Origin of the sequence: Hymenobacter radiodurans (assembly GCF_004355185.1) — a bacterium.
In the GTDB taxonomy this organism is placed as follows: Bacteria; Bacteroidota; Bacteroidia; order Cytophagales; family Hymenobacteraceae; genus Hymenobacter; species Hymenobacter radiodurans.
Window position 1 is genome coordinate 22,424 of the sequence record NZ_CP037922.1, and the last position, 19,883, is coordinate 42,306.

The 19,883-nt window shown below is 54.2% G+C and carries 20 protein-coding genes and 1 pseudogene; 18 read left to right on the top strand and 3 right to left on the bottom strand.

Annotated features, from left to right (window positions below; translation table 11 throughout):
- Nucleotides 1–136: 136 nt before the first annotated feature.
- The 16 genes and pseudogenes from pdhA to recJ all read left to right on the top strand — a co-directional run bounded on the left by pdhA (nucleotide 137) and on the right by recJ (nucleotide 14,903).
- The gene (pdhA, locus tag EPD59_RS01005) at nucleotides 137–1,189 is read left to right on the top strand and encodes a pyruvate dehydrogenase (acetyl-transferring) E1 component subunit alpha (protein ID WP_133274554.1); all 1,053 of its coding nucleotides are present in this window, start codon (nucleotides 137–139) and stop codon (nucleotides 1,187–1,189) included.
- Between the two features lie 47 nt (nucleotides 1,190–1,236).
- Nucleotides 1,237–2,007: a tetratricopeptide repeat protein gene (locus tag EPD59_RS01010; RefSeq protein ID WP_133271169.1), complete on the top strand. Its 771-nt coding sequence runs from the start codon at nucleotides 1,237–1,239 to the stop codon at nucleotides 2,005–2,007.
- A gap of 184 nt (nucleotides 2,008–2,191) precedes the next feature.
- Nucleotides 2,192–2,667 (top strand): annotated as a pseudogene (gene ribH, locus EPD59_RS01015) (6,7-dimethyl-8-ribityllumazine synthase).
- Nucleotides 2,668–2,916: 249 nt separating this feature from the next.
- On the top strand, nucleotides 2,917–3,300 hold the full coding sequence (locus tag EPD59_RS01020; RefSeq protein ID WP_084443474.1) for a TraR/DksA family transcriptional regulator: 384 nt from the start codon (nucleotides 2,917–2,919) through the stop codon (nucleotides 3,298–3,300).
- Between the two features lie 348 nt (nucleotides 3,301–3,648).
- Nucleotides 3,649–3,843 carry a hypothetical protein gene (locus EPD59_RS01025; protein ID WP_133271170.1) on the top strand — a complete coding sequence of 65 codons (195 nt, stop codon included), beginning with the start codon at nucleotides 3,649–3,651 and terminating at the stop codon, nucleotides 3,841–3,843.
- A 394-nt stretch (nucleotides 3,844–4,237) separates the two neighbouring features.
- Nucleotides 4,238–4,597 (top strand): hypothetical protein, encoded by a 360-nt coding sequence (locus EPD59_RS01030; RefSeq protein WP_133271171.1) that lies wholly within the window; start codon nucleotides 4,238–4,240, stop codon nucleotides 4,595–4,597.
- On the top strand, nucleotides 4,564–5,370 hold the full coding sequence (locus EPD59_RS01035; protein WP_133271172.1) for a pseudouridine synthase: 807 nt from the start codon (nucleotides 4,564–4,566) through the stop codon (nucleotides 5,368–5,370). Before EPD59_RS01030 ends, EPD59_RS01035 begins: the two co-directional genes overlap by 34 nt.
- A 187-nt stretch (nucleotides 5,371–5,557) precedes the next feature.
- The gene (locus EPD59_RS01040; RefSeq protein ID WP_133271173.1) at nucleotides 5,558–6,310 is read left to right on the top strand and encodes a type III pantothenate kinase; all 753 of its coding nucleotides are present in this window, start codon (nucleotides 5,558–5,560) and stop codon (nucleotides 6,308–6,310) included.
- Nucleotides 6,297–7,409, top strand: coding sequence for a hypothetical protein (locus EPD59_RS01045; RefSeq protein ID WP_133271174.1), 1,113 nt, complete (start codon nucleotides 6,297–6,299; stop codon nucleotides 7,407–7,409). Before EPD59_RS01040 ends, EPD59_RS01045 begins: the two co-directional genes overlap by 14 nt.
- Nucleotides 7,360–7,638 carry a hypothetical protein gene (locus EPD59_RS01050; RefSeq protein ID WP_133271175.1) on the top strand — a complete coding sequence of 93 codons (279 nt, stop codon included), beginning with the start codon at nucleotides 7,360–7,362 and terminating at the stop codon, nucleotides 7,636–7,638. Before EPD59_RS01045 ends, EPD59_RS01050 begins: the two co-directional genes overlap by 50 nt.
- Nucleotides 7,639–7,651: 13 nt before the next feature.
- Nucleotides 7,652–8,215, top strand: coding sequence for an LPS export ABC transporter periplasmic protein LptC (gene lptC, locus EPD59_RS01055; protein WP_133271176.1), 564 nt, complete (start codon nucleotides 7,652–7,654; stop codon nucleotides 8,213–8,215).
- A gap of 13 nt (nucleotides 8,216–8,228) precedes the next feature.
- The gene (locus EPD59_RS01060) at nucleotides 8,229–8,603 is read left to right on the top strand and encodes a hypothetical protein (RefSeq protein ID WP_133271177.1); all 375 of its coding nucleotides are present in this window, start codon (nucleotides 8,229–8,231) and stop codon (nucleotides 8,601–8,603) included.
- Nucleotides 8,604–8,710: 107 nt separating this feature from the next.
- Nucleotides 8,711–9,238 (top strand): SurA N-terminal domain-containing protein, encoded by a 528-nt coding sequence (locus tag EPD59_RS22080; protein ID WP_240731558.1) that lies wholly within the window; start codon nucleotides 8,711–8,713, stop codon nucleotides 9,236–9,238.
- Nucleotides 9,239–9,345: 107 nt separating this feature from the next.
- Nucleotides 9,346–10,836 (top strand): peptidylprolyl isomerase, encoded by a 1,491-nt coding sequence (locus EPD59_RS01065; protein WP_240731559.1) that lies wholly within the window; start codon nucleotides 9,346–9,348, stop codon nucleotides 10,834–10,836.
- A 222-nt stretch (nucleotides 10,837–11,058) separates the two neighbouring features.
- A complete protein-coding gene (locus EPD59_RS01070; RefSeq protein ID WP_133271178.1) occupies nucleotides 11,059–12,891 on the top strand; it encodes a tetratricopeptide repeat protein in 1,833 nt (610 codons plus the stop codon).
- A gap of 284 nt (nucleotides 12,892–13,175) precedes the next feature.
- Complete coding sequence (gene recJ / locus EPD59_RS01075) at nucleotides 13,176–14,903, top strand: single-stranded-DNA-specific exonuclease RecJ (protein WP_165963432.1); 1,728 nt, start codon at nucleotides 13,176–13,178, stop codon at nucleotides 14,901–14,903.
- A gap of 14 nt (nucleotides 14,904–14,917) precedes the next feature.
- On the opposite strand, the gene EPD59_RS01080 is transcribed toward recJ, so the two are convergent.
- From EPD59_RS01080 to EPD59_RS01090, 3 genes are all read right to left on the bottom strand, one after another.
- Complete coding sequence (locus tag EPD59_RS01080; RefSeq protein ID WP_205703462.1) at nucleotides 14,918–15,283, bottom strand: GtrA family protein; 366 nt, start codon at nucleotides 15,281–15,283, stop codon at nucleotides 14,918–14,920.
- 29 nt (nucleotides 15,284–15,312) lie between these two features.
- Nucleotides 15,313–16,548 carry a glycosyltransferase family 87 protein gene (locus EPD59_RS01085; protein ID WP_133271179.1) on the bottom strand — a complete coding sequence of 412 codons (1,236 nt, stop codon included), beginning with the start codon at nucleotides 16,546–16,548 and terminating at the stop codon, nucleotides 15,313–15,315.
- A 110-nt stretch (nucleotides 16,549–16,658) separates the two neighbouring features.
- Nucleotides 16,659–17,042, bottom strand: coding sequence for a DoxX family protein (locus EPD59_RS01090; protein WP_133271180.1), 384 nt, complete (start codon nucleotides 17,040–17,042; stop codon nucleotides 16,659–16,661).
- Nucleotides 17,043–17,195: 153 nt separating this feature from the next.
- Here EPD59_RS01090 and EPD59_RS01095 point away from each other — a divergent pair, with 153 nt between their 5' ends.
- Together EPD59_RS01095 and lptB are read left to right on the top strand one after the other, a co-directional pair.
- Nucleotides 17,196–19,046: a M61 family metallopeptidase gene (locus tag EPD59_RS01095; protein ID WP_133271181.1), complete on the top strand. Its 1,851-nt coding sequence runs from the start codon at nucleotides 17,196–17,198 to the stop codon at nucleotides 19,044–19,046.
- A gap of 97 nt (nucleotides 19,047–19,143) precedes the next feature.
- Complete coding sequence (lptB, locus tag EPD59_RS01100) at nucleotides 19,144–19,875, top strand: LPS export ABC transporter ATP-binding protein (RefSeq protein ID WP_133271182.1); 732 nt, start codon at nucleotides 19,144–19,146, stop codon at nucleotides 19,873–19,875.
- The last annotated feature ends 8 nt before the right edge of the window (nucleotides 19,876–19,883 follow it).

Below are 19,883 nucleotides of genomic sequence, written 5' to 3' on the forward strand. Positions count from 1 at the left end.
CACGATGGCGGAGACGAAAGTAAAGGCTGACTCAAAAGCGACTAAGTCGGCTAAAAAAGCGGCAAGCCCGAAAGGCACTTCCAACGGTAACGACCCAGCGTCGGTTACCAAAACGGTAAACCAACCTGACTCAGGTATGCCACCTTCGAATGAAGAGGCGAAGGAAGCGACTGGTGCACCCAAGGCTACCGTACCTGCGAAGCCAAAGTTTCCGAAGGAAACGTATTTGCAGTGGTATGAGCAGATGCAGCTGATGCGCAAGTTTGAGGAGAAGGCGGGGCAGCTTTACGGACAGCAAAAGATCAAAGGTTTCTGCCACCTGTATATAGGTCAGGAAGCTTGCGTAGCGGGTGCCGTTTCAGCCCTAACCAAAGACGATAAGTGGATTACCGCTTACCGCGACCACGCCCACCCGTTAGCCTTAGGTACGTCGCCTAATGCCATCATGGCCGAGTTATTTGCGAAAGCTACCGGCTGCTCAAAAGGCAAAGGAGGCTCCATGCACATGTTCGATAAAGAAGTGAACTTTATGGGCGGCCACGGCATCGTAGGCGGTCAGGTTCCGCTTGGTGCCGGCATTGCTTTTTCCGAAAAGTATAACAAGACGGGTAACCTTTGCATCTGCTATATGGGCGATGGCGCCGTGCGCCAGGGTGCCTTGCATGAAGCTTTTAACATGGCTATGCTGTGGAAGCTGCCGGTTATTTTCGTTATCGAAAATAATGGCTATGCAATGGGTACAGCAGTGCAACGCAGTTCTAACGTTACGGAACTCTATACGCTAGGCGAGAGCTACGACATGCCTTCCTTCCCAGTGAATGCTATGAATGTAGAAGATGTGCACGATGCTGTAGCCCAAGCCGCAGAGCGCGCCCGCGCCGGCGAAGGACCTACGCTGCTCGAGTTCAAGACCTATCGGTACAAGGGCCATTCCATGAGCGACCCAGCGAAGTATCGTACAAAAGAAGAACTAGAAGATTATCGCTCGCGCGATTCCATCGAGGCCGTGCGTCACACCATCTTGACGAACAGCATGGCTACCGAGGACGACCTGAATGCCATTGACGAGCAAATTAAAGCGGCCGTAAATGAGTCCGTAGAATTTGCTGAAACCTCCCCTTATCCGACTGCCGACGAGTTGTACAAAGACGTGTACGTGCAGCAGGACTACCCTTACATCCGCGACTAACCTCGTTGCCTTTCCCCAGCCGTGAGGCTGCCTTTTTGCCCCCCGTAATGTCAAAGATTCCCTACACGCGCAATACCCCTAATGCCCGCCAGCGCACAGAGGTACCCGCAGATCCAAACCAACCTGTCGCGGACGGTGTGACCGAGCATCCGTTGATGGAAGACCCTGACGCGCTGGCCCTCCGGCTGGTAGAATCGGAGGACTTTGTCCGGCGCAACAAGACAGCTTTACTGAGCTTGCTAGCGGTAGTAGTGCTAGCTGTTGTCGGCGGCTTTGCTTTTTACACGTGGCGCAATACCCAGAATGAAAAGGGGCAGGCTGCCATGTATCAGGCTGTCAACTATTGGGAAGCTGACTCATTGAACAAAGCCCTCAAGGGCGATGGGCAGTATGATGGTTTAGCTGCTATAACCTCTGAGTACAATGGTACCCAAGCGGCTAACCTGGCTAACTTCTATGCTGGCGTAGCCGCTTTGAAAGATGGTAAATACCAGAACGCCATCGATTATCTGGAAGACTTTACCTCGGACGACTTGTTGGTACAAGCTCGGGCTTACTCCCTGATCGGAGACGCTTACCTGGAGCTGAATAAGTTTAAGGAAGCAGCTGATCAATATGAGAAGGCCGCCAATTACAAGGCTAACGAATACTTCTCACCCGGCTACCTAATGAAGGAAGCTATGGCACGTGAGCTCGCTAAAGACTACGATGGTGCCATAAAAGCCTATACAAAAGTTGTGGACGAATACCAGAATGCTGCTGAGGTTACGGAAGCCAAACAGTACCTTGCCCGCGTTCAGGCAATAGCTGGAAAGTAGTCGTCGGGAGTTTGCAGCTTTTGCAGATTAGCCAAAACTGATAAAAGGAAAAGGGCGGTTTTATACCGTCTTTTTCCTTTTATCAGTTTTATCAATACAGAGTTTACTTACATCGCTTCACCGAACCGGAAACCACCGATCGTTCTGGTTAGTGCGATACAATTATTCAACAAATCCGTGCTTCATGGCAACCGCTCTTAAAAACCTTAGCGACTACAGTTCTGACCACTTCGTTGATATTGCCGATAAGCGCTTTGGCTTGGTAGTAGCCGAGTGGAACCGCGAAATTACGGACGTACTTAGTGCTGGTGCCCATGAAACCTTGCTTAAGCATGGTGCCCAGGCCGATAATATTTTTCGCAATACCGTACCGGGTAGTTTCGAATTAACATTGGGCGCGCAACTGCTGGCTCAGCACGAGGAGATTGATGCCGTTATTTGCTTGGGAGTAGTTATCAAAGGCGATACAAAACATGACGACTACATCTGCCACGCCGTCGCCAATGGTATCACCAACGTAGGCTTAAAATATAACAAGCCCGTCATCTTCGGTTTAGTAACAACCAATACCCTGGAGCAGGCTTGGGATAGAGCGGGGGCAAACATGGCAATAAAGGAGTAGAGGCAGCAGTTGCAGCCATTCAGATGCTGGGCTTTTAATTCGAGAGCGAATTTCGCTTCGTGGCAATATGAATGTATTGTGGTCAATTAGCGTACAAAAGCGTAGCTTTGCGGCCAAATGCACCAGCGGAATCCGTTATAATACCAAATTCGTAACTCCCTGAAGCCATTTTATCTTCTAACAACTAAACTGGTTGTACTGGTGTTAGGAGGGGTGAAAAGCTGATCTTCGTTTGAAAAAGGTTTGCTAATTAGTTTACATTCAATAGTTTACTTTCCTGAGCTGACATGAGTGAAGAAACCATACGCTACTCCAGAGAAGATCTAGCGGAGTTCGAAGAGATTATCCAAGACAAGCTTACGGCTGCCCGTAAGGAGGTGTCATTTATCAAAGAAACATTGAGCCGTCGTAACGATTCGGGTACCGATAATACAGCGTCTTCCTCTAAGGTATTGGAAGACGGCGCTGATACGGCCGAAAAGGAAAGCATGAACCAGTTGGCTTCGCGCCAAATGAAGTTCATTCAGCAGTTGGAGAATGCGCTGGTGCGCATTAAGAATGGTACGTACGGCGTGTGCATTGGCACTGGCAAACTGATTCCGAAGGAGCGTCTGCGGGCTGTGCCGCATACCCAGCACTCCATCGAGGCTAAAATGGCGCGCCGCGACTAATAGCCTTCTTGCTATCAATGGAATTTGCCCGGACTTGCGACCGGCTACCCACAACAGGGTTGCGGTGCAGGTTCGGGCACTGTTTTGCTGGCTAGTGCGTTAGCATCACCTCGTCTTATTTAGCGATATTTACTTTCAAACCGTACCGTAGAGATACGGCACTTACTTCCCCGACCATGGGCAAAAAGCACAAACCTGATTTTAACGCCGGCCGCAATGGCCGCAACGACTCTCGTCCTTCCGGTAATGCGGGTGGCTCGGAGGGATTCCGCAAGTCTTCGGACCGCCCGGCTAATCGGGACGGCAATGACTTCCGGCGGGGCAGCGACTTTCCTTCGCGTCCTGCTTTTGGTCGGCCTAACCCTGGTGGTAACATCGGCGGCGGTGGTCGCTTTGGTGGAGGAAACGCAGGAGGCAAATTTGGTGATAGAGGTAGCCGGCCAAGCGGCGGTGATTTCGGTCGGGGGGATGAGCGCGGACCACGCGGCAACTTTGCCCCCGACGCGACAGCGACAGTCGCCCGCCTTTCAACCGCAACAATAACGAACGCCCCACTCGCTCGTTTGACCGTGATGCTCCGCGTCGCTTTGACGACCGCCGCGACAGTGGCTTTGGTCGCGACCGTGACCGCGCTGATGAGCGGCCTGCACAACCTTATCAGCCCAAGGCTAATTGGCCCGGCCAGCCGTACCGGCAGGAGGGCAAGCCCGCCGTTCCACGTGGTGGAGCTGGGGAGCGCAATCGAAAGTTTAACAAGGTAAATCCTTTCGAAACCGATAAGCCCACCCCAACAAAAACTCCGTACGAACCTGATACCCTCCGTGACTCACGCAATGATGAGTCGGGTCCGGACCGTCCAATCCGTCCGGCGCGGCCTTTCGATTTCAAAAATGCCCCCAGGACAGAGACACCGACCGAGGCGACCAGCGCCGGGAAGGTGGCTACGAGCGGCGCGACCGCAACGAAGGCAGCTTCGGCGGCCCACGTCGCGATGATGACCGCAGTAAATTTGCCCCCCGCGGTGAGCAGCGCCGCGAAGGTGGATTTGGTAACCATAACACCGATGATAAGCGCGGCAATTTTGCCCCCCGCAGCACCGGTGAGCGCGGAAACTACGGCGACCGGAACAAGGCTGGTGGCCGCGACTTTGGCTCCTCGGCTCCCCGCGACGCCCGGCCATTTGGTGAGCGCCCGGCGCGACCCGAGAATCGGCCGGCACGTGATGCTAGCAGCAACCGGGCAGATAAGCCTAAGCGTGACGAAGTGCCTGGTGAAGCTCCCGCTTACAAGAACCTAAAGTTTTACGAAGAGGATAAAACCCGCGGCAACAAGCGTCGGCGCGAGGAAGATGATTCGGCCGGTGATACTCTGCGCTTGAATCGCTACATCGCTAATGCGGGTGTTTGCTCACGGCGTGAGGCGGATGCGCTTATCGCCGCCGGTGAAATTCGGGTGAATGGCGAGGTAGTTACCGAAATGGGCTACCAAGTACAGCCCACTGATACCGTGCAGTATGGCAAAACCAACCTCAAGCGTGAAAAAGAGGTGTATGTACTGCTCAACAAGCCAAAAGACTTCATCACTACTACCGATGACCCAGAGGGTCGCAAAACGGTAATGGATCTGGTGGCTACTGCCTCCAAGGAGCGCATCTTCCCGGTCGGTCGCCTAGACCGTAACACAACTGGTTTGCTGCTCTTCACTAATGATGGTGAGGTGGCCCAAAAGCTTACGCATCCGTCGCACAAGAACAAGAAGATCTATCAGGTAGAGCTGAACACACCGCTCACCGAAGATCATCTGCGCCAGATTGCCGAAGGTGTTGAGCTGGAAGATGGCAAAGCGGAGGTTGATGATGTGGCCGTGGTAGCGGGCAATGCGCACTTTGTGGGCGTTGAGCTGCACATTGGTCGCAACCGCATTGTGCGCCGCATATTTGAGCACTTGGGTTATGAGGTAGTTTCTCTGGACCGGGTGCAGTATGCAGGACTTACTAAAAAAGATTTGCCCCGTGGCAAGTGGCGCTATCTGAACGAGAAGGAAGTTATTCGCCTGAAGTATTTCTTGTAAGAAGCAACCAACGGACGCTTTACCGACTCATGTTCAAGTTGGTAAGGCGTCCTTTGCTTTTGGCGCTCCCTAGCCGCTCTTAGTTTTTCTATCCAATTACTCCGACTGCCTTCAGCCAAATTTAGCCAGCTATTTTTCCACAAATGAAGAGCGAGCTAAACTAACGCCGTAGGTAAGCCCTGTTTCCATGCGCACCCTCACCCTCGACATTGGCAATACCACCGTGAAATACGGTTGCTTCGAGGATGATGTGCTGCGCGAAAACGCCATTGCTCAGACGAAAGAGCAAGTTAATGAGGTCGTAGAGCGATGGAAGCCAGCCCACGTTATTCTAGCGTCGGTGGCGGAGCCAACAGATGCGTGGGCAGCTGAAGTGCGCGCCCGAGTGGCAGGGAAAGTAGTGGAGTTCAAACCGGCGTCTACGCCTTTACCTATTCGTAATGGATATGCCACTCCCCAGACCCTCGGCGCTGATCGGCTAGCGGCGGCGGTAGGCGCTGCGTGGCTCCGGCCGGGTTGCGACTCGCTGATTATCGATGCCGGTACAGCTATTAAATGCGACTGGGTAGAAGGCGGTCATACGTTCCGGGGCGGTAGTATTGCGCCGGGGCTGCGGCTACGCTTTCAGGCGCTACACACGTTTACGGGCCGGCTGCCGTTACTAGAAATGCCCCCCGACCTGCTAACTGAGATTCCACTCACTGGCACTGACACGGAGTCGGCCATTCGTAGTGGAGTGCTTAATGGGGCCGTGGCAGAAGTGAATGGAATACTTGATCAGTACCGTGCTCAGCGGCCCGCTTTAAGTGTACTCTTGGCGGGTGGCGACGCACCCTTTTTTCAATCGCGGCTCAAAGGCCCTATCTTTGTAATTCCCGAACTCGTGCTGCTCGGGCTTCACCGAATATTGGTGCATACCATTGACTATGTGGAAGAATAAATTAGCCGGCGTGGTCGGTTTTGGGTTGATGGGTCTGGCAACAGCGCCGCAAAGCCAAGGACAAGGGCTGGGCAACTCGCCGTACTCGCGCTTGGGTCTGGGCGATTTCAACCTCAATACTGGCGGGGTGCGTCAGCAAGGAATGGGCGGTGTCGGTTTGGCCGCGCCCAATAGCATTCATATCAACGAGTTGAACCCGGCTTTGCTTTATTACACAGCTCGTACGACTTACGAAATGGCTGTGAATGGGCAAATCAAAACGCTTCGTAACCAAACAAACTCTCAGCGCGACGGAAGTGGTACGCTGGGCTACTTGGCCTTGGCCGTGCCGCTGTCCAAAAGCTGGGCTGGCGCTGTTGGTCTCAAGCCGTACAGCGCCGTCGATTATGAGAGCAATGTAGTCGAAACCGTAGCCTCTGGTCCAACTGGTACGCAAGTGCTCAAGCGTTACCAAGGCGAAGGTGGCCTCTCGGAAGCGTACATAGGGCAGGCATACCGATTGGCTAAAGGCCTGACGGTGGGCGGTACGGCCGCGTACGTATTTGGTAGCATTGACCAGCGCGTAGCTACACAAGTGGCGCCCGCAGACGTTACTGATGCATCGCAGCTAGCCAGTGTAGTATTGCTGGAACACGTACGCTACTCCGATTTCACCTTTCGGGGAGCGGCACATTATCGGGGTGCTATCAACAGCAAGCTCAACTATAGCTTGGGGGGCGTTTACACCTTCCGGTCGAGCATAGATGGCGTGCGCAACACTTCTCTGGACCGCGAAGATGTAGCTGGCAATCAGCTGGAGCGTATTCAGCTAGAAGATAGCCAGAAAGGCGAGGCCCGCGTGCCCGCTATGGCCCAGTTCGGCATTAGCATCGACAACAACAAAAACTTCAGCGCCAACCTCGATGTAGCGCACCAGCAATGGTCGAAGTTTCGCTCGTTCGGTATAGCTGGTGGTGCCACCACCGGAATAGCTTTGGACAACACAGTACGTGTAGGTCTGGGGGCGAATATACCCCGATCCCACCTCCGTGGACAGCTACTTCAAGCGCGTGACTTACCGCGCAGGCATAAGCGCCACCCAACTGCCTTACCGCCCTGAAGGACAAACATTGTACGACCGGGCGATAAGCTGGGGCTTTAGCCTCCCCGTACCATCGGCCACGCCGTTGGAAGCTGCTAGCATGAACTTGGCCTTCACCTATGGGCAGCGTGGCAACACTGACATTAACTTGGCGAACCCCAACGGCAACGTGCGCGAGGACTATGTGCGAGTGCAAGTGGGCTTAACGCTAAACAACCGCTGGTTTATTAAACGGCGCATTGAGTAACCGAGGGGCGCGCATGCTAACGCATAGTCGTAGTTGGATGAAGCTCCTGGGGGGCATTTTGCTGGTGGCCGGTTTGAGTACGGGTTGCCAGAAGAATGACGCCGAGGTCAAAAAGAAAGTAGTGTACAATGGGCCACTGCTGGAAGCCACCAACGTAACAATGCTCGTCAGCGACTCGGCTAAGCTCCAAATCAAGCTGACGGCTCCCGTATCGCAGCAATTCGAAAGCGGCGACCAAGTGTACCCGAAGGGCATGAAGGTGACGTTCTATTCCAAAAATGGCGGCATCGTGAATACCCTGCAGGGTAAGTACGGCCGGTACGACAAAGCCAAAGACCTGTATCTAGTACGCAATGACGTGCGGGTGAGCAATGAGGAGAAGAAGCAAAAAATGAACTCCGAAGAGCTGTATTACGACAAGCAAAAGGCCATCATCTACACTGAAAAGTTCGTGCGCGTCGAAACGCCTACCGAAATTCTGACAGGTACCGGCCTGACGGCCAACCAGAATTTCTCGCGCTACAAGATTCTTAAGCCCGCGGGCGTCTTCACCGTTGAGGCACCAGTAGAGGAATAAAAAAGCCCCAGCCATGCGGGTAAATTATTTCCTGCATGACTGGGGGGCTTTTTTAAGCGACCACACCACTTATCCAACGCTCTGCGTTGGCTTCACTTTTTCTAACCGCATGGATTTTCAATTTGATAGAGCGCTGGGGCGCACCGTGCTGTTTTCCGTGGCAGTAGTAGCCTTAGTTATTGGCGTGTACGAGACCATCATGTCGAATAGTCTGGACGCCATTTCGCGTAATTATTGGCTGTTTATGGTGTCGTTTGCCTGCATGATGTGGTATCGCTACCTGGGCCAAACCAAAGCCAATATTCCCGGTCCGACTGCGCCCACGAAGCCTGCGCCCACCAAATCACAGTCGCGCAACGTTGCTCCGCGCAAAAAAGGCCGCCGCTAGACGATCGTCTGCTGGGGGCATTCTAGCAATGCGCTTTGAATGTCCGGCGGATTCTGGTTATTTTGCGCCTCTTTCCACTTTTCTATACTGCGCTTTTTTTCAAGTACATGGCATTAATTAACACGATTCGAGAAAAATCGGGCTGGGCCGTCGGCGCCATCGTTTTTGGCCTGCTGCTATTCATTATCGGCGGCGACCTGATCTCGGGCCAGAACCGCCTCTTCAATCGTAACGATACGACGGTAGGGGAGATATCCGGTGAAAAAGTGGAGCTCAACGAATTCAATAATACCCTTGAGCAAGCCAAGCAGGCTTTTATCGCGCAACAGGGCCGTCAGCCCGACGAAAACACCCTTGGCTACCTGCGCGACCAGGCTTGGAACCAGACCATTTATCGCATCGCTTTTAAGGAGCAATTCGAAGCGCTGGGCTTAGAAGTAAGCGAAGATGAACTCTACGACATGGTGCAGGGCCGCAATGTGCACCCCAGCATCCGCCAAGCTTTCTCTGACCCACAAACTGGCCAGTTCGACCGCAATAAGGTTGTAGAATACCTGCGCAACCTCGACAAATTGCCCCCCAAGCCCAAGATCAGTGGCGGAATTTTGAGGCCGGCCTTACCCCTGACCGCCTAGCTACCAAGTATAATAACCTGATCAAGCTAAGCACCTACGTAACGTCGGCTGAGGCTAAGCGCTTCAACGAAGCTCAGAACACTCGCGCCAACATCCGTTACCTCATCGTGCCTTACTTCTCTATTTCGGATTCGTCCGTAAAAGTGACGGACGCGCAATTGCAGGCTTATCTGGATAAGAACAAAGGCCGCTACAAGGTGGAAGATGGTCGCGACATCGAATACGTGAGCATTCCGGTAACGGCTTCGAAAGAAGATAGCGCCTCCGTTCGTGCTTCTGTTGATCAGCTAACGGCTCAGTTCCGCTCAGCACTCAACGATTCGTTGTTCGCCAAGCTCAACTCCGACCAGCCGTACAGCGGTGCCTACGTTTCGCCCGCTGATCTGCCCGAGAAACTCCGCGAGCAGTTGCCCTTGCAAGTAGGCCAGGTGTATGGTCCTTACGCCGAGAATGGTGTCTATTCAATCTTTAAAGTTATTGGCCAAAAAGCCGGTGCTCAGCCTGCCGCCCGCGCCAGCCACATTCTTATCAAGCCAGAAAACACAACTCCCGAAGCAAAAGCTGCTGCACTAGCTAAGGCAAAAGATGTGTTGGCTCAAATCAAAGGTGGTGCTGATTTCGCTGCTATGGCTCGTCAGTACGGTACCGATGGTACCACCGCTACCGGCGGCGACTTAGGCTGGTTCACGCAAGGCCGCATGGTGCCAGAGTTCGAGAAAGCTATTTTCGGGGCTACAGCCGCTGGCTTGTTGCCTAATCCGGTAGAAACCTCTTTCGGTTACCACATCATCAAGGTTACGGCTCCCAAAACCAATCAGACCTACCAGATAGCCGCCGTACAGAAGAACCTTGTACCAAGTGAAACTACCCGTGAGGCGGCTTACCAGAAAGCACAAGAGCTGAAAGGCGCTGCTACCAACTTAGAGGCTTTCCGCAAAGCAGTGGCTGCTGATAAATCGCTGCAAAAGCTAGAGGTGAAAGGCCTTGGCCGCGGTGACCAAGCCGTGAACAACCTACAAGGTGCCCGGGCAATCGTGCGTTGGGCTTTCGGTGCAAACCAAGGCGGCCCAGAAACCAAAATTGGTGATGTGTCGGAGGTTTTTGAAATCGGCGACCAATATGTGATTGCTGCCCTCACCGGCGAGCGCACGAAAGGCACCGCTGATGTAGCCAGCATCCGGCCTGAACTGACTGCCGCAGTTCGCAACGAAATGAAGGCTCAGCAGATCATGGAGAAGTTGAAAGGCAAAACGGGTACGCTGGAGCAAATTGCCGCCGCTTACGGTTCGCAAGCCCAGGTAAAGACTGCTAACGACGTAGTTGCCAGCTCTGGCATCATTCAGGGCTTAGGTGCTGAGCCCGTAGCTGTGGGTAAAGTATTCGGGTTGAAGCCCGGCCAGAAGTCCACGCCTATCCAGGGTGAGCAAGGTGTCGTAATTGTGGAGCCAGTGAGCATCACGCCAGCCGCTGCTCCTGCCGATTTGAAGGCTGTTCGTCAGCAGCTTGCTTCGCAGCGCACTGCCCGCGCCGATGGCGCCATCTACGAGGCGGTAAAAGCGAATGCTAACATCAAAGACGAGCGCACGAAGTTCTTTTAAATCAACGTTACTAAGTCATTGAAAAAGGGCCGCATAAGCGGCCCTTTTTTTTGTTGCGTGTATTTACCTCGGTCCCAAATGCGCCTCCTGGTATTCTGAATGAAGGGAGGGATTATGCTAACTGGATTATGCCGATCTTTTACTCGCGCATCACTTTTTTCTCGATAGTGAAATGAAACTGGCGTCTAACCAGTTATTTGCACACTTCATCAATCCGCCGTTATGCTGTTCCCTGATCTTCGTCAGCTTCGTTTTGCTTTTTTGATTCTGCTAGGTGTGGGTCTGTCGGTGCCGCTGCATGCTCAGCAGGAGGAGGGCGGCGATATTGCCTTGGCCCGCGAGTACGTGCGCAAGGGCGAAAATGAAAAAGCCGTTTTCCTCTTTGGTCGTTTGCGTGCCGATGAGCAGCTGGCCCCCAATGTATTGCCCGATTATGTGAGCGCTCTGCAAGCGCTAAAGCGTCACAAGGACGCTGAGAAGCTCGTGAAGAAGGCGGTTCGGCAGCAACCCAAAGAAGTTAGTTACGGCGTGCTGCTGGGGGGCATTTATACCGCCAGTGGCGACGAAGCAGCGGCTAATAAGCAATATGAAAAAGTAATAAGTCAGCTTACGAGCGAGCAAGTGGTGCCCGTAGCCACGGAGTTCATGAAGCGTAAGCTTCCGGAGTGGGCCGAGAAAACGTATCTGCGCGGCCGTCAGTTAGCCGGCAACGAGACTGAATTTGCCCCCCAGCTCATTCAGCTGTACACCCAGAGCGGGCAAAATGCCCCCCTGATGGCCGAAACGCTGCGTCTAATCCGCGACGATGACCGGCAATTACCCTTCGTGCGCAACATGCTCCAGAATAGCTTGCGCGAGGAAAAAGACTTTGACGCTTTGGAAAAGATCTTGCTCACGAATGTGCAGCAGAACCCCGACCAAGTAGTGTACAGCGAGCTGCTACTGTGGCTACAGGTGCAGCGCCGTGACTTCACCGGGGCTCTCGTGCAGGCTAAAGCCCTCGATCGCCGTTCTCGGGCCGAAGGTGGCCGCGTGCTGGATTTAGCTGCTATTGCCCAGCGCAACAAAGATTACGAAAGCGCTATTGCCGGCTACGAGTACGTGATTCGAGAGCACCGCCAAGGGCCGTTTTATCCCGTGGCTCGCCAACGCCTAGTGCAAACCCGCGAAGAGCAGGTGCGCAATACCTTTCCGATTGATGTAGCCAAAATCCGTAGCCTCATCACCGAGTATGAGCAGGTACTTACCGAGCTAGGTCGCACGCCCGAAACTGCCCCAGTACTGCGCAACATGGCTACGCTCTACGCTTTTCAGCTCGACGATAAGCCGAAGGCCATGGCCCTTTTGCAGCAGGTAATTGATATGCCCCGCGCTAGCCTGACGGTGGTAGACGACGCCAAGCTTAACCTCGCCGATATCTATCTGCTGCGCAATGAGCCTTGGGAAGCTACGCTGCTGTATTCGCAGGTGGAAAAGTCCCACAAGGACTCGCCGGTTGGGTATGACGCCAAGCTGCGTAACGCCCGCCTGAATTATTATGCTGGTAACTTCAAGCTAGCCCAAAGCCACCTCGATATTCTCAAGCAAGCCACCAGCCGCGAAATTGCCAACGATGCTATGCAGCTCAGTCTGCTCATCACCGACAACACTGCTCAGGATACGTCTGGCGTGGCCCTGCGTGAGTATGCAATCGTGGAGCAGCTGGTATTTCAGAATAAGCTCACGGAAGCGTTGAAGGGCCTCGATAACCTCTTGCAGAAATACCCCGGCCATGCCCTCACCGATGATGCTTGGTATCTGAAAGGCCAGCTTCAGCGTCGTATCGGTGATTACCAAGGGGCCGTTACAACGCTCAGCCGCATCACTGGCAATCCCAAGTACGACGTGCTCAGCGATGATGCCCTCTTCCTGACAGCCACGATTATGGAAGAAGACGTGAAAGATCAGGCCAAAGCCCAAGAGCTATACAATCAGGTTCTGGTGAAGTATCCGGGGAGTATTTATGTGGCCGAAGCCCGTAAGCGCTTCCGCAAGCTGCGCGGTGATAACTCATAGAAAGCGGGGCAAAAGCGTAGTTATTGCTTACCCTAACCAGTTGCGATTTGCGCTCGTCTAGGAAAAGAAAATAAACAGTAGCGCAATGAACAGTATGAAAACCAGGTACATCAGCCCATCAGTGAGGATATATTGCCGGTATTGCTGGTAAAACGCGCGAAGCTTTTTCATAAAGTACTGGGGCAAAAGACTGGGGGGCAAAAATACGCATTAGTGGGCGAGGCGGCATTTTTCTGCTTACTTTTGGAGTCGTCGTCCGCTGTAGGCGACCCCCGCCGACTAGTATGGAAAAGAGATGGATTCGTAAGCCTGTGCCCGACCCGGCCACCGTGCGGCAGTTGGCTGATGCGTTGCGCGTAAACGAGGCCATCATTAGCTTACTCTGTCAGCGAGAGGTGAGTTCCTTTGAGGAAGCGCGCGCTTACTTCCGGCCCGTACTTCAGGAGTTACCCAACCCGCTGCGCATGCGCGACATGGACCGCGCCGTAGAGCGCCTCGTGCGCGCCCTGCATGAAGGCGAGCGGGTGCTGGTCTTCGGCGACTACGACGTGGACGGTACCACTTCCGTGGCGGTAGTCTACTCGTATCTGCTCCCGCTGTTCGGCCCCAAGCGCATCGACTATTACATTCCTGACCGCTACCAGGAGGGCTATGGCGTATCGGAAGCCGGCATTGACTATGCTGCGCAGCACGGCTACGCGCTGATTATTGCGCTAGACTGCGGCGTGAAATCGGTGGATAAAGTAACCTATGCCACTACCCGCGGCGTCGATTTTATCATCTGCGACCATCACTTACCCGGTCAAGAATTGCCCCCCGCCGTGGCCGTGCTCGACCCCAAGCGCACCGATTGCGAATACCCGTATAAAGAGTTATCAGGCTGTGGCGTAGGCTTTAAGCTTATGCAGGCGCTAGGTGAACATCTGGGGCTGGATGAAGAGCCACTCCACGAACTACTCGATCTATTGGCAGTGAGCATCGCGGCTGATATTGTACCTATCACCGGCGAAAACCGCATTCTGGCTTATCATGGGCTGCGCTTGCTCAATGACCCCCAGCGTCCTCAGCGCCCCGGCCTCGACGCCCTGCGCGAGTTGGCTGGCTTGGGCGTAAATGAGCTGAATATCACAAGTTTGGTTTTTGGCTTTTCCCCGCGCATCAATGCCGCTGGCCGTATGGGCGATGCCAAACGCTCGGTGGCCATGCTGCTGGCGCAATCCAAGGAGGAAGCCAAGGAGAAGGCTGGAGTAGTTGATAAAACCAACCAGGAGCGCCGTGGCTTCGACACCAGCACGACCAAAGAGGCGCTGCAAATGATTGAGGACGACGCGGTGCTGCGCACGGCCAGTTCCACAGTGCTCTTCAAGCAGGATTGGCACAAGGGTGTAGTGGGCATCGTGGCCTCTCGCTGCCTCGATAAGTACTACCGCCCTACCATCATCCTGACGGCCAGCAACGACGGCAAAGCCACCGGCTCGGCCCGCTCCGTGGTGGGTTTTGATGTGCATGAGGCCATTGGTGAGTGCGCTGATCTGCTCGATCAGTTTGGGGGGCATATGTACGCCGCTGGCCTTACCATGCCTATCGAAAACGTGCCGGCTTTTCGCGAGAAATTTGAGCGCATTGTGGCTGGTCGCATCCTGCCTGAGCAGCTCATTCCGCCCGTAGAAATTGATGGGGTACTGCGGCTAAGCGACGTGACGCCGGGCTTCTTTAACCTACTTCGGCAAATGGAGCCTTTCGGGCCGGGCAACTCCAACCCGGTATTTGAGTCGCGAAATGTATACATCGTGCCTCATTCTGCGCGGATTGTCGGCAACTCTCACCTCAAACTCGTGCTCACCCAAGATGGTCACTACACGATAGATGCCATCGGTTTTGGACTAGGTGAGTACCTCGACCGCATCATGCAGGGCCATCCCTTTAGCGTATGCTACACCGTTGAAATGAACGAGTTCCGGGGTGTGAAAAGCCTACAGCTGCGCTTGAAGGATATTCGTTGGGAAGAGTAATGACTTCTCTCTGATTAAGCAAAGGTATAAAAGGCGTTAATCACGAAGTTCCAGATTACTACCACGCCGGTGGAAATTAGCTTTGCAACGTAAAACGGCACTTTCCAGCGCTGATACAGCCAGCGTAGGAGCAGAGTATTGAGACCTAATCCAATAATAGCTGCCAGCGCAAAATATCCGAACTGACCCAGAATGGCCGGGTCGTGGCTGCGAAAAGTCCAGATGCGGTTTAGGAAAAAATTGATGCAGGTAGCCACGCTGAACCCAATGGCATTGGCTACATAGGGGTTCAGTCGTAGCTTCTCCTTGACCAGATAGGTCAAGCTGAAATCAACGACTACCCCGAAACCTCCCACCACTCCATACTTGACCAGCTTCATCAATAATTGAGCGTATTCGGGGGCATAAGCTAGACGGAAAGAGAGGCAGCTGAAACCGCCGTAGGAGTTGCTTCGGCAGCAGAAGTAGAAGGCTGGGGGGCAAAATTGCGGATTAATAGTTCATAGGTCAGGCGCGCCCAAACGAAGATACAGGGCACGGCCTTGAGTACGTAAGGCACCACGTACGCCTTACGCAGGAAGCGCGGAAACAGATCGGTAGGGGAGAGCACCGTGAACAGAACGACGCAAAACAGGAGCAGCAGATCGGGCCAGCGCCGGCTGGGTTGTAAGCTCCACCACAGCCCCACGCCCGCCACCGCAATAACGAACGTGGGCGACTCCGCCTTATGATTGAACACGACCACCCACAGCAATACCGCCGCTAGCAGCCCCGTCCGGAAGGCTGCGTGCTGGTATTGTTTGAAGCGCAGCAGCGGTAAGCAAAACAGCAAGGCTCCAACTAGTACCACAGCCGTCTTGGGGGGCAAAAATCCGAACCAAGTTTCCAGCCACCCCATCACCGATAGCCCAAACGAAGCCGAGTGGTCGGCGGCCAGCATAACGCCCCAGCTTTGGTATTGGGCCAGCAGCTCCGTGGGCGGCACCACCACCAGCGGCAACAGCGCCAGCACAATTCCCAGGCCCACCGACCATAACACAAAGCGCACCCGCTGGCGCGGATACAGCCAAAACAGGACGAACGCCACCAATCCAAACAGCTTCACGAACACGCTCAGTAAAAGCCACAGCGCCGCTCTGCCGGGCCGGGCGCGCTCCAGCGCCACCGCTCCGCCTATGATAAGCCCGGCCACTAAGCCGTTACTCTGGGCGTTTTGCATGGAAGTCAGCAATTCAATGGCCGACAGCCAAAGAACTATACGGCGGGCTCTGGTATCAATGGTCGGTAGTTGTTGCACGGCCCAGTAGAGGGCCGCGGCGTTTAGCGCATTCCAGCCCAGCAGGCCGATAAAATTGGGCAATACAGCAAATGGGCCCATGAGCAGGGCAAACGTGGGGCTGTATTTATACAAATCGTATTGCTCCACTAGGTGCAGGATGTACATGTCCTGGCCTTGCAACAGGTGATAAAACGCGTTGCGAAAGATGATGTAGTTATTGTAGTTGGTGTAAGGCAGATTGCTGCTTTTCAGAAACTGCACCACCGTAGCGGCCACCGTCAGCAGAACATAGACGGCCGGTAAGCTCGCGGGGTGATGCACCAAACGTTGCCAGCGCGTAGAAGAAGTCGATAGAGTTGTTGCCATAAAGCGAGATGGAGCACGTGGGGGCAAAAGTACAATACCCAGCGTCAGCTTAGTAAACCGGGGTAATCATCAAAAAAAAGCCCCCCAACGGCTCCTAAGCAGTGCCAAGGTCAGAAGACAAGGTGTTCCGCCTTTCGCGTGTGGTTCCACGTCCAAGCAATGAGCACTAGTTGCAACGGCAGCCGGCCCCACACGAGCCACGCTGGCAAATGAAATAAGGAGTCATTGGCCTGAGCCATGTACACGTTAGCAGGCAACACGGCAATAAATAGTGCTACCGTGCCCCAAGCCGCCCAACGCTTTGTTCGTCGGAAAAGCAGCCCGATTCCCAACCCAATTTCGCAGAGGCCACTCAGATACACGAGCATAAGCGGGGCCGGCAGATACGGCGGCATGATACGCACATACGGTGTCGGGACCACAAAATGCAGCACGCCGGCCACCACGAGCAACAAACCAAGCGTATAGCGACTAACAGTAGTAAAACGGGCCATTCTGGGGGACAAAAATAAAAGCGTATTCAGCGCCGGTCTGCAGTATAGGGAATCCGGCTCGGCAATTCTGCGTTGAGGAGAATTCGCGAAGAGCAATGGTTACCTTGTGCGCTCGTTTTAACCGCTCCTTTCATTCCCCGATATCCTTATTGCATGAAAATTCTTGGTCTTGCCCTCGGGCTTGGATTAGGGGCCGCCGTTGCGGCTCAGGCGCAGCAACCTGCCTCCGCAGGCTATCAGATTGCCGTCGATTTGCAGAATGTAGCCAATGACCAGGTGCGGGTAGTCGTGAATACGCCGCCCGTAAAAGAGTCGCAGGTGTCCTACGTGATGCCCTCGGTGGTGCCCGGCTCTTACTCCAAGAAAGACTACGGCCGCTTCGTGACCAACTTCAAGGCCTTCGACAAAAAAGGCAAAGCCCTGAAAGTCACGCAGCCGAATCCTAATCTGTTTGTCATCAACAAAGCGAAAGGGTTGGCGCGCCTCGAATACTTGGTTGATGATACCTGGGATGCCAAGCAGGGCGACGATTATATCTTCCAGCCCGGCGGCACCAATTTCGAAGCCGGCAACAACTATGTGCTCAACCACTACGGGCTCTATGGGTACTTAGAGGGCTACAAAATGGCTCCTTACCAAGTAACCGTGGCGAAGCCCGCTGACCTATACGGCGCCACTTCTCTGGAAAAAAAGGCCCCCACGCCCACCCAGGATGTATACACCGCGCCCAATTACGTAGATCTAGCCGATGGCCCAATCCTCTATAGCCGCCCCGATACGACGAGCTTTGCTACTGGCGGCGCGCGCATTGGGGTATCCGTTGTGTCGGAAACGGGACAGATAAAGGCCGCTGACGTGCGCGAAATTATGCGCCCGATGGCGGAGGCCTTGACGCAGTTTTTTGGGCAAATGCCCGTGCCGAAATACCATTTTCTGATGTATTTCCCGGCCCTTGGCTCGCCGCTAATCAGCAAAGACGGTGGATTTGGAGCCATGGAGCACTCGTACTCCTCAGTGTACTTTCTGCCTGAGTTCCCCGATTCGGCGCGCCTGCGTAGCATGGTGCAGGAGGTAGCCTCGCACGAGTTTTTGCACATGCTGGCCCCGCTGAACATTCACAGCCGCGAAATTGGTGAGTTCGACTTCCGCGACCCCAAAATGTCGCAGCATTTGTGGTTGTATGAGGGCGTAACCGAGTATTTCGCCCAACTCGTGCAAGTACGTGGCGGCTTGGTAACGCCCGATGCGTTTCGGGAAAAGATGAAGGAGAAAATCGACAACGCCTCGAAGTTTAAGGACGTGTCGTTCACGGAAATGAGCCGCAATATTCTGGTGCCGCCCTACAAGGACATGTACCAGAACGTGTATGATAAGGGCGCGCTCATTGGTCTGCTGCTCGATATTCGTATTCAGGAGCTAAGCCAGGGCCGCCAGAGCCTGCGCGACGTGCTCCTGACACTGCGCCAGAAGTACGGCCCCACGCGCTCCTTCGAGGACAGCCAGCTTATTCCGGAAATTGTGGCGCTCACCAATCCACAGATTCAGCAGTTCTTCGATCAGTACGTTATTAGCAACCAGCCTTTGCCCTACGCCGAGTATTTCGCCAAAATCGGCTGGCGCTACGCTCCTACAGAGCAAAGCAAAGTGCTTGCCTTTGGCCGGTTAGGCTTCGGCTACGACACCGAAAAACAGCAGTTCAAAGTAGCTTCTACCGCGCCCGATCAGAACGCGTTTGGTTTGAAGGACGACGATGTGATTCTGGCCGTGAACGGCACTAAGCTGGATATGTCGAACGCGGAAAAGCTTCTGCGACCACTGGTGGAGCCTACTTCGACAGCACCAGTGAAGGTGCGTTTCCAATCCAAAGACCAAAAAGCCCCCCAGGAGCGCCAAGCCTCGCCCCAGGAGTTTGAGGTCGAGCTAACCAACGTGGTAGAGGCCAGCCCTGCCCCAACGCCTGCTCAGCAAGCCTTACGCACCCAACTGCTCGCCCCGAAAGCGTAACTGATAGAACAAACAGACAGCGGTCAGGCGGCTTATGGCAGCCTGACCGCTTGTTTTCGATACGCTGAAACCCCGCCAACCGTCCTACCTTTACCCCATGATTCTACGCGCTGACCACCTGATCAAAACCTACAAAGCCCGCACCGTAGTCAACGACATGAGCGTGACCGTAGAGCAGGGCGAAATTGTGGGTTTGCTGGGGCCGAATGGGGCTGGTAAAACCACCTGCTTTTACATGATTGTGGGAATGGTGAAGCCCAACTCAGGTTCCATTCACCTTGATAATGAAGATATTACCAAGCTGCCTATGTTTCGGCGGGCCCAGCGCGGTGTTGGCTACTTAGCCCAAGAGGCGTCCGTGTTTCGCGATTTGACGGTGGAGGAAAATATTCTGGCGGTGCTGGAAATGACCGACCTACCTAAGAAAGCACAGCGTGATAAAGTGGAGGAGCTGCTCAATGAGTTTAGCCTTACGCATGTGCGCAAAAACCTGGGTCGGGTACTTTCCGGCGGAGAGCGGCGGCGCACCGAAATTGCTCGCGCCTTGGCCGTCGATCCGAAGTTTGTGCTGCTCGATGAGCCTTTTGCCGGCGTTGACCCCATTGCCGTAGAGGAAATTCAGGGAATCGTAGCCAAGCTCAAGCATAAGAATATCGGCATCCTCATCACCGACCACAACGTGAACGAAACGCTCAGCATCGTGGATCGGGCCTATCTGCTGTTTGAGGGTAAGTTGCTCAAAGCGGGCACTGCCGAAGAGCTAGCCGCCGACGAAACCGTGCGCCGTGTATACCTGGGCAAGCATTTCGAGTACAAGCGCAAGATCTAGCGAAGACT

Excerpts from the sequence above, each read along its gene's own strand:
- pdhA (WP_133274554.1), top strand. The coding sequence starts at position 137 with ATGCCACCTTCGAATGAAGAGGCGAAGGAAGCGACTGGTGCACCCAAG.
- EPD59_RS01010 (WP_133271169.1), top strand. The coding sequence starts at position 1,237 with ATGTCAAAGATTCCCTACACGCGCAATACCCCTAATGCCCGCCAGCGC.
- EPD59_RS01020 (WP_084443474.1), top strand. The coding sequence starts at position 2,917 with ATGAGTGAAGAAACCATACGCTACTCCAGAGAAGATCTAGCGGAGTTC.
- EPD59_RS01040 (WP_133271173.1), top strand. The coding sequence starts at position 5,558 with ATGCGCACCCTCACCCTCGACATTGGCAATACCACCGTGAAATACGGT.
- EPD59_RS01045 (WP_133271174.1), top strand. The coding sequence starts at position 6,297 with ATGTGGAAGAATAAATTAGCCGGCGTGGTCGGTTTTGGGTTGATGGGT.
- lptC (WP_133271176.1), top strand. The coding sequence starts at position 7,652 with ATGCTAACGCATAGTCGTAGTTGGATGAAGCTCCTGGGGGGCATTTTG.
- EPD59_RS01060 (WP_133271177.1), top strand. The coding sequence starts at position 8,229 with ATGCGGGTAAATTATTTCCTGCATGACTGGGGGGCTTTTTTAAGCGAC.
- EPD59_RS22080 (WP_240731558.1), top strand. The coding sequence starts at position 8,711 with ATGGCATTAATTAACACGATTCGAGAAAAATCGGGCTGGGCCGTCGGC.
- EPD59_RS01070 (WP_133271178.1), top strand. The coding sequence starts at position 11,059 with ATGCTGTTCCCTGATCTTCGTCAGCTTCGTTTTGCTTTTTTGATTCTG.
- recJ (WP_165963432.1), top strand. The coding sequence starts at position 13,176 with ATGGAAAAGAGATGGATTCGTAAGCCTGTGCCCGACCCGGCCACCGTG.
- EPD59_RS01080 (WP_205703462.1), bottom strand. The coding sequence starts at position 15,283 with ATGAAGCTGGTCAAGTATGGAGTGGTGGGAGGTTTCGGGGTAGTCGTT.
- EPD59_RS01085 (WP_133271179.1), bottom strand. The coding sequence starts at position 16,548 with ATGGCAACAACTCTATCGACTTCTTCTACGCGCTGGCAACGTTTGGTG.
- EPD59_RS01090 (WP_133271180.1), bottom strand. The coding sequence starts at position 17,042 with ATGGCCCGTTTTACTACTGTTAGTCGCTATACGCTTGGTTTGTTGCTC.
- EPD59_RS01095 (WP_133271181.1), top strand. The coding sequence starts at position 17,196 with ATGAAAATTCTTGGTCTTGCCCTCGGGCTTGGATTAGGGGCCGCCGTT.
- lptB (WP_133271182.1), top strand. The coding sequence starts at position 19,144 with ATGATTCTACGCGCTGACCACCTGATCAAAACCTACAAAGCCCGCACC.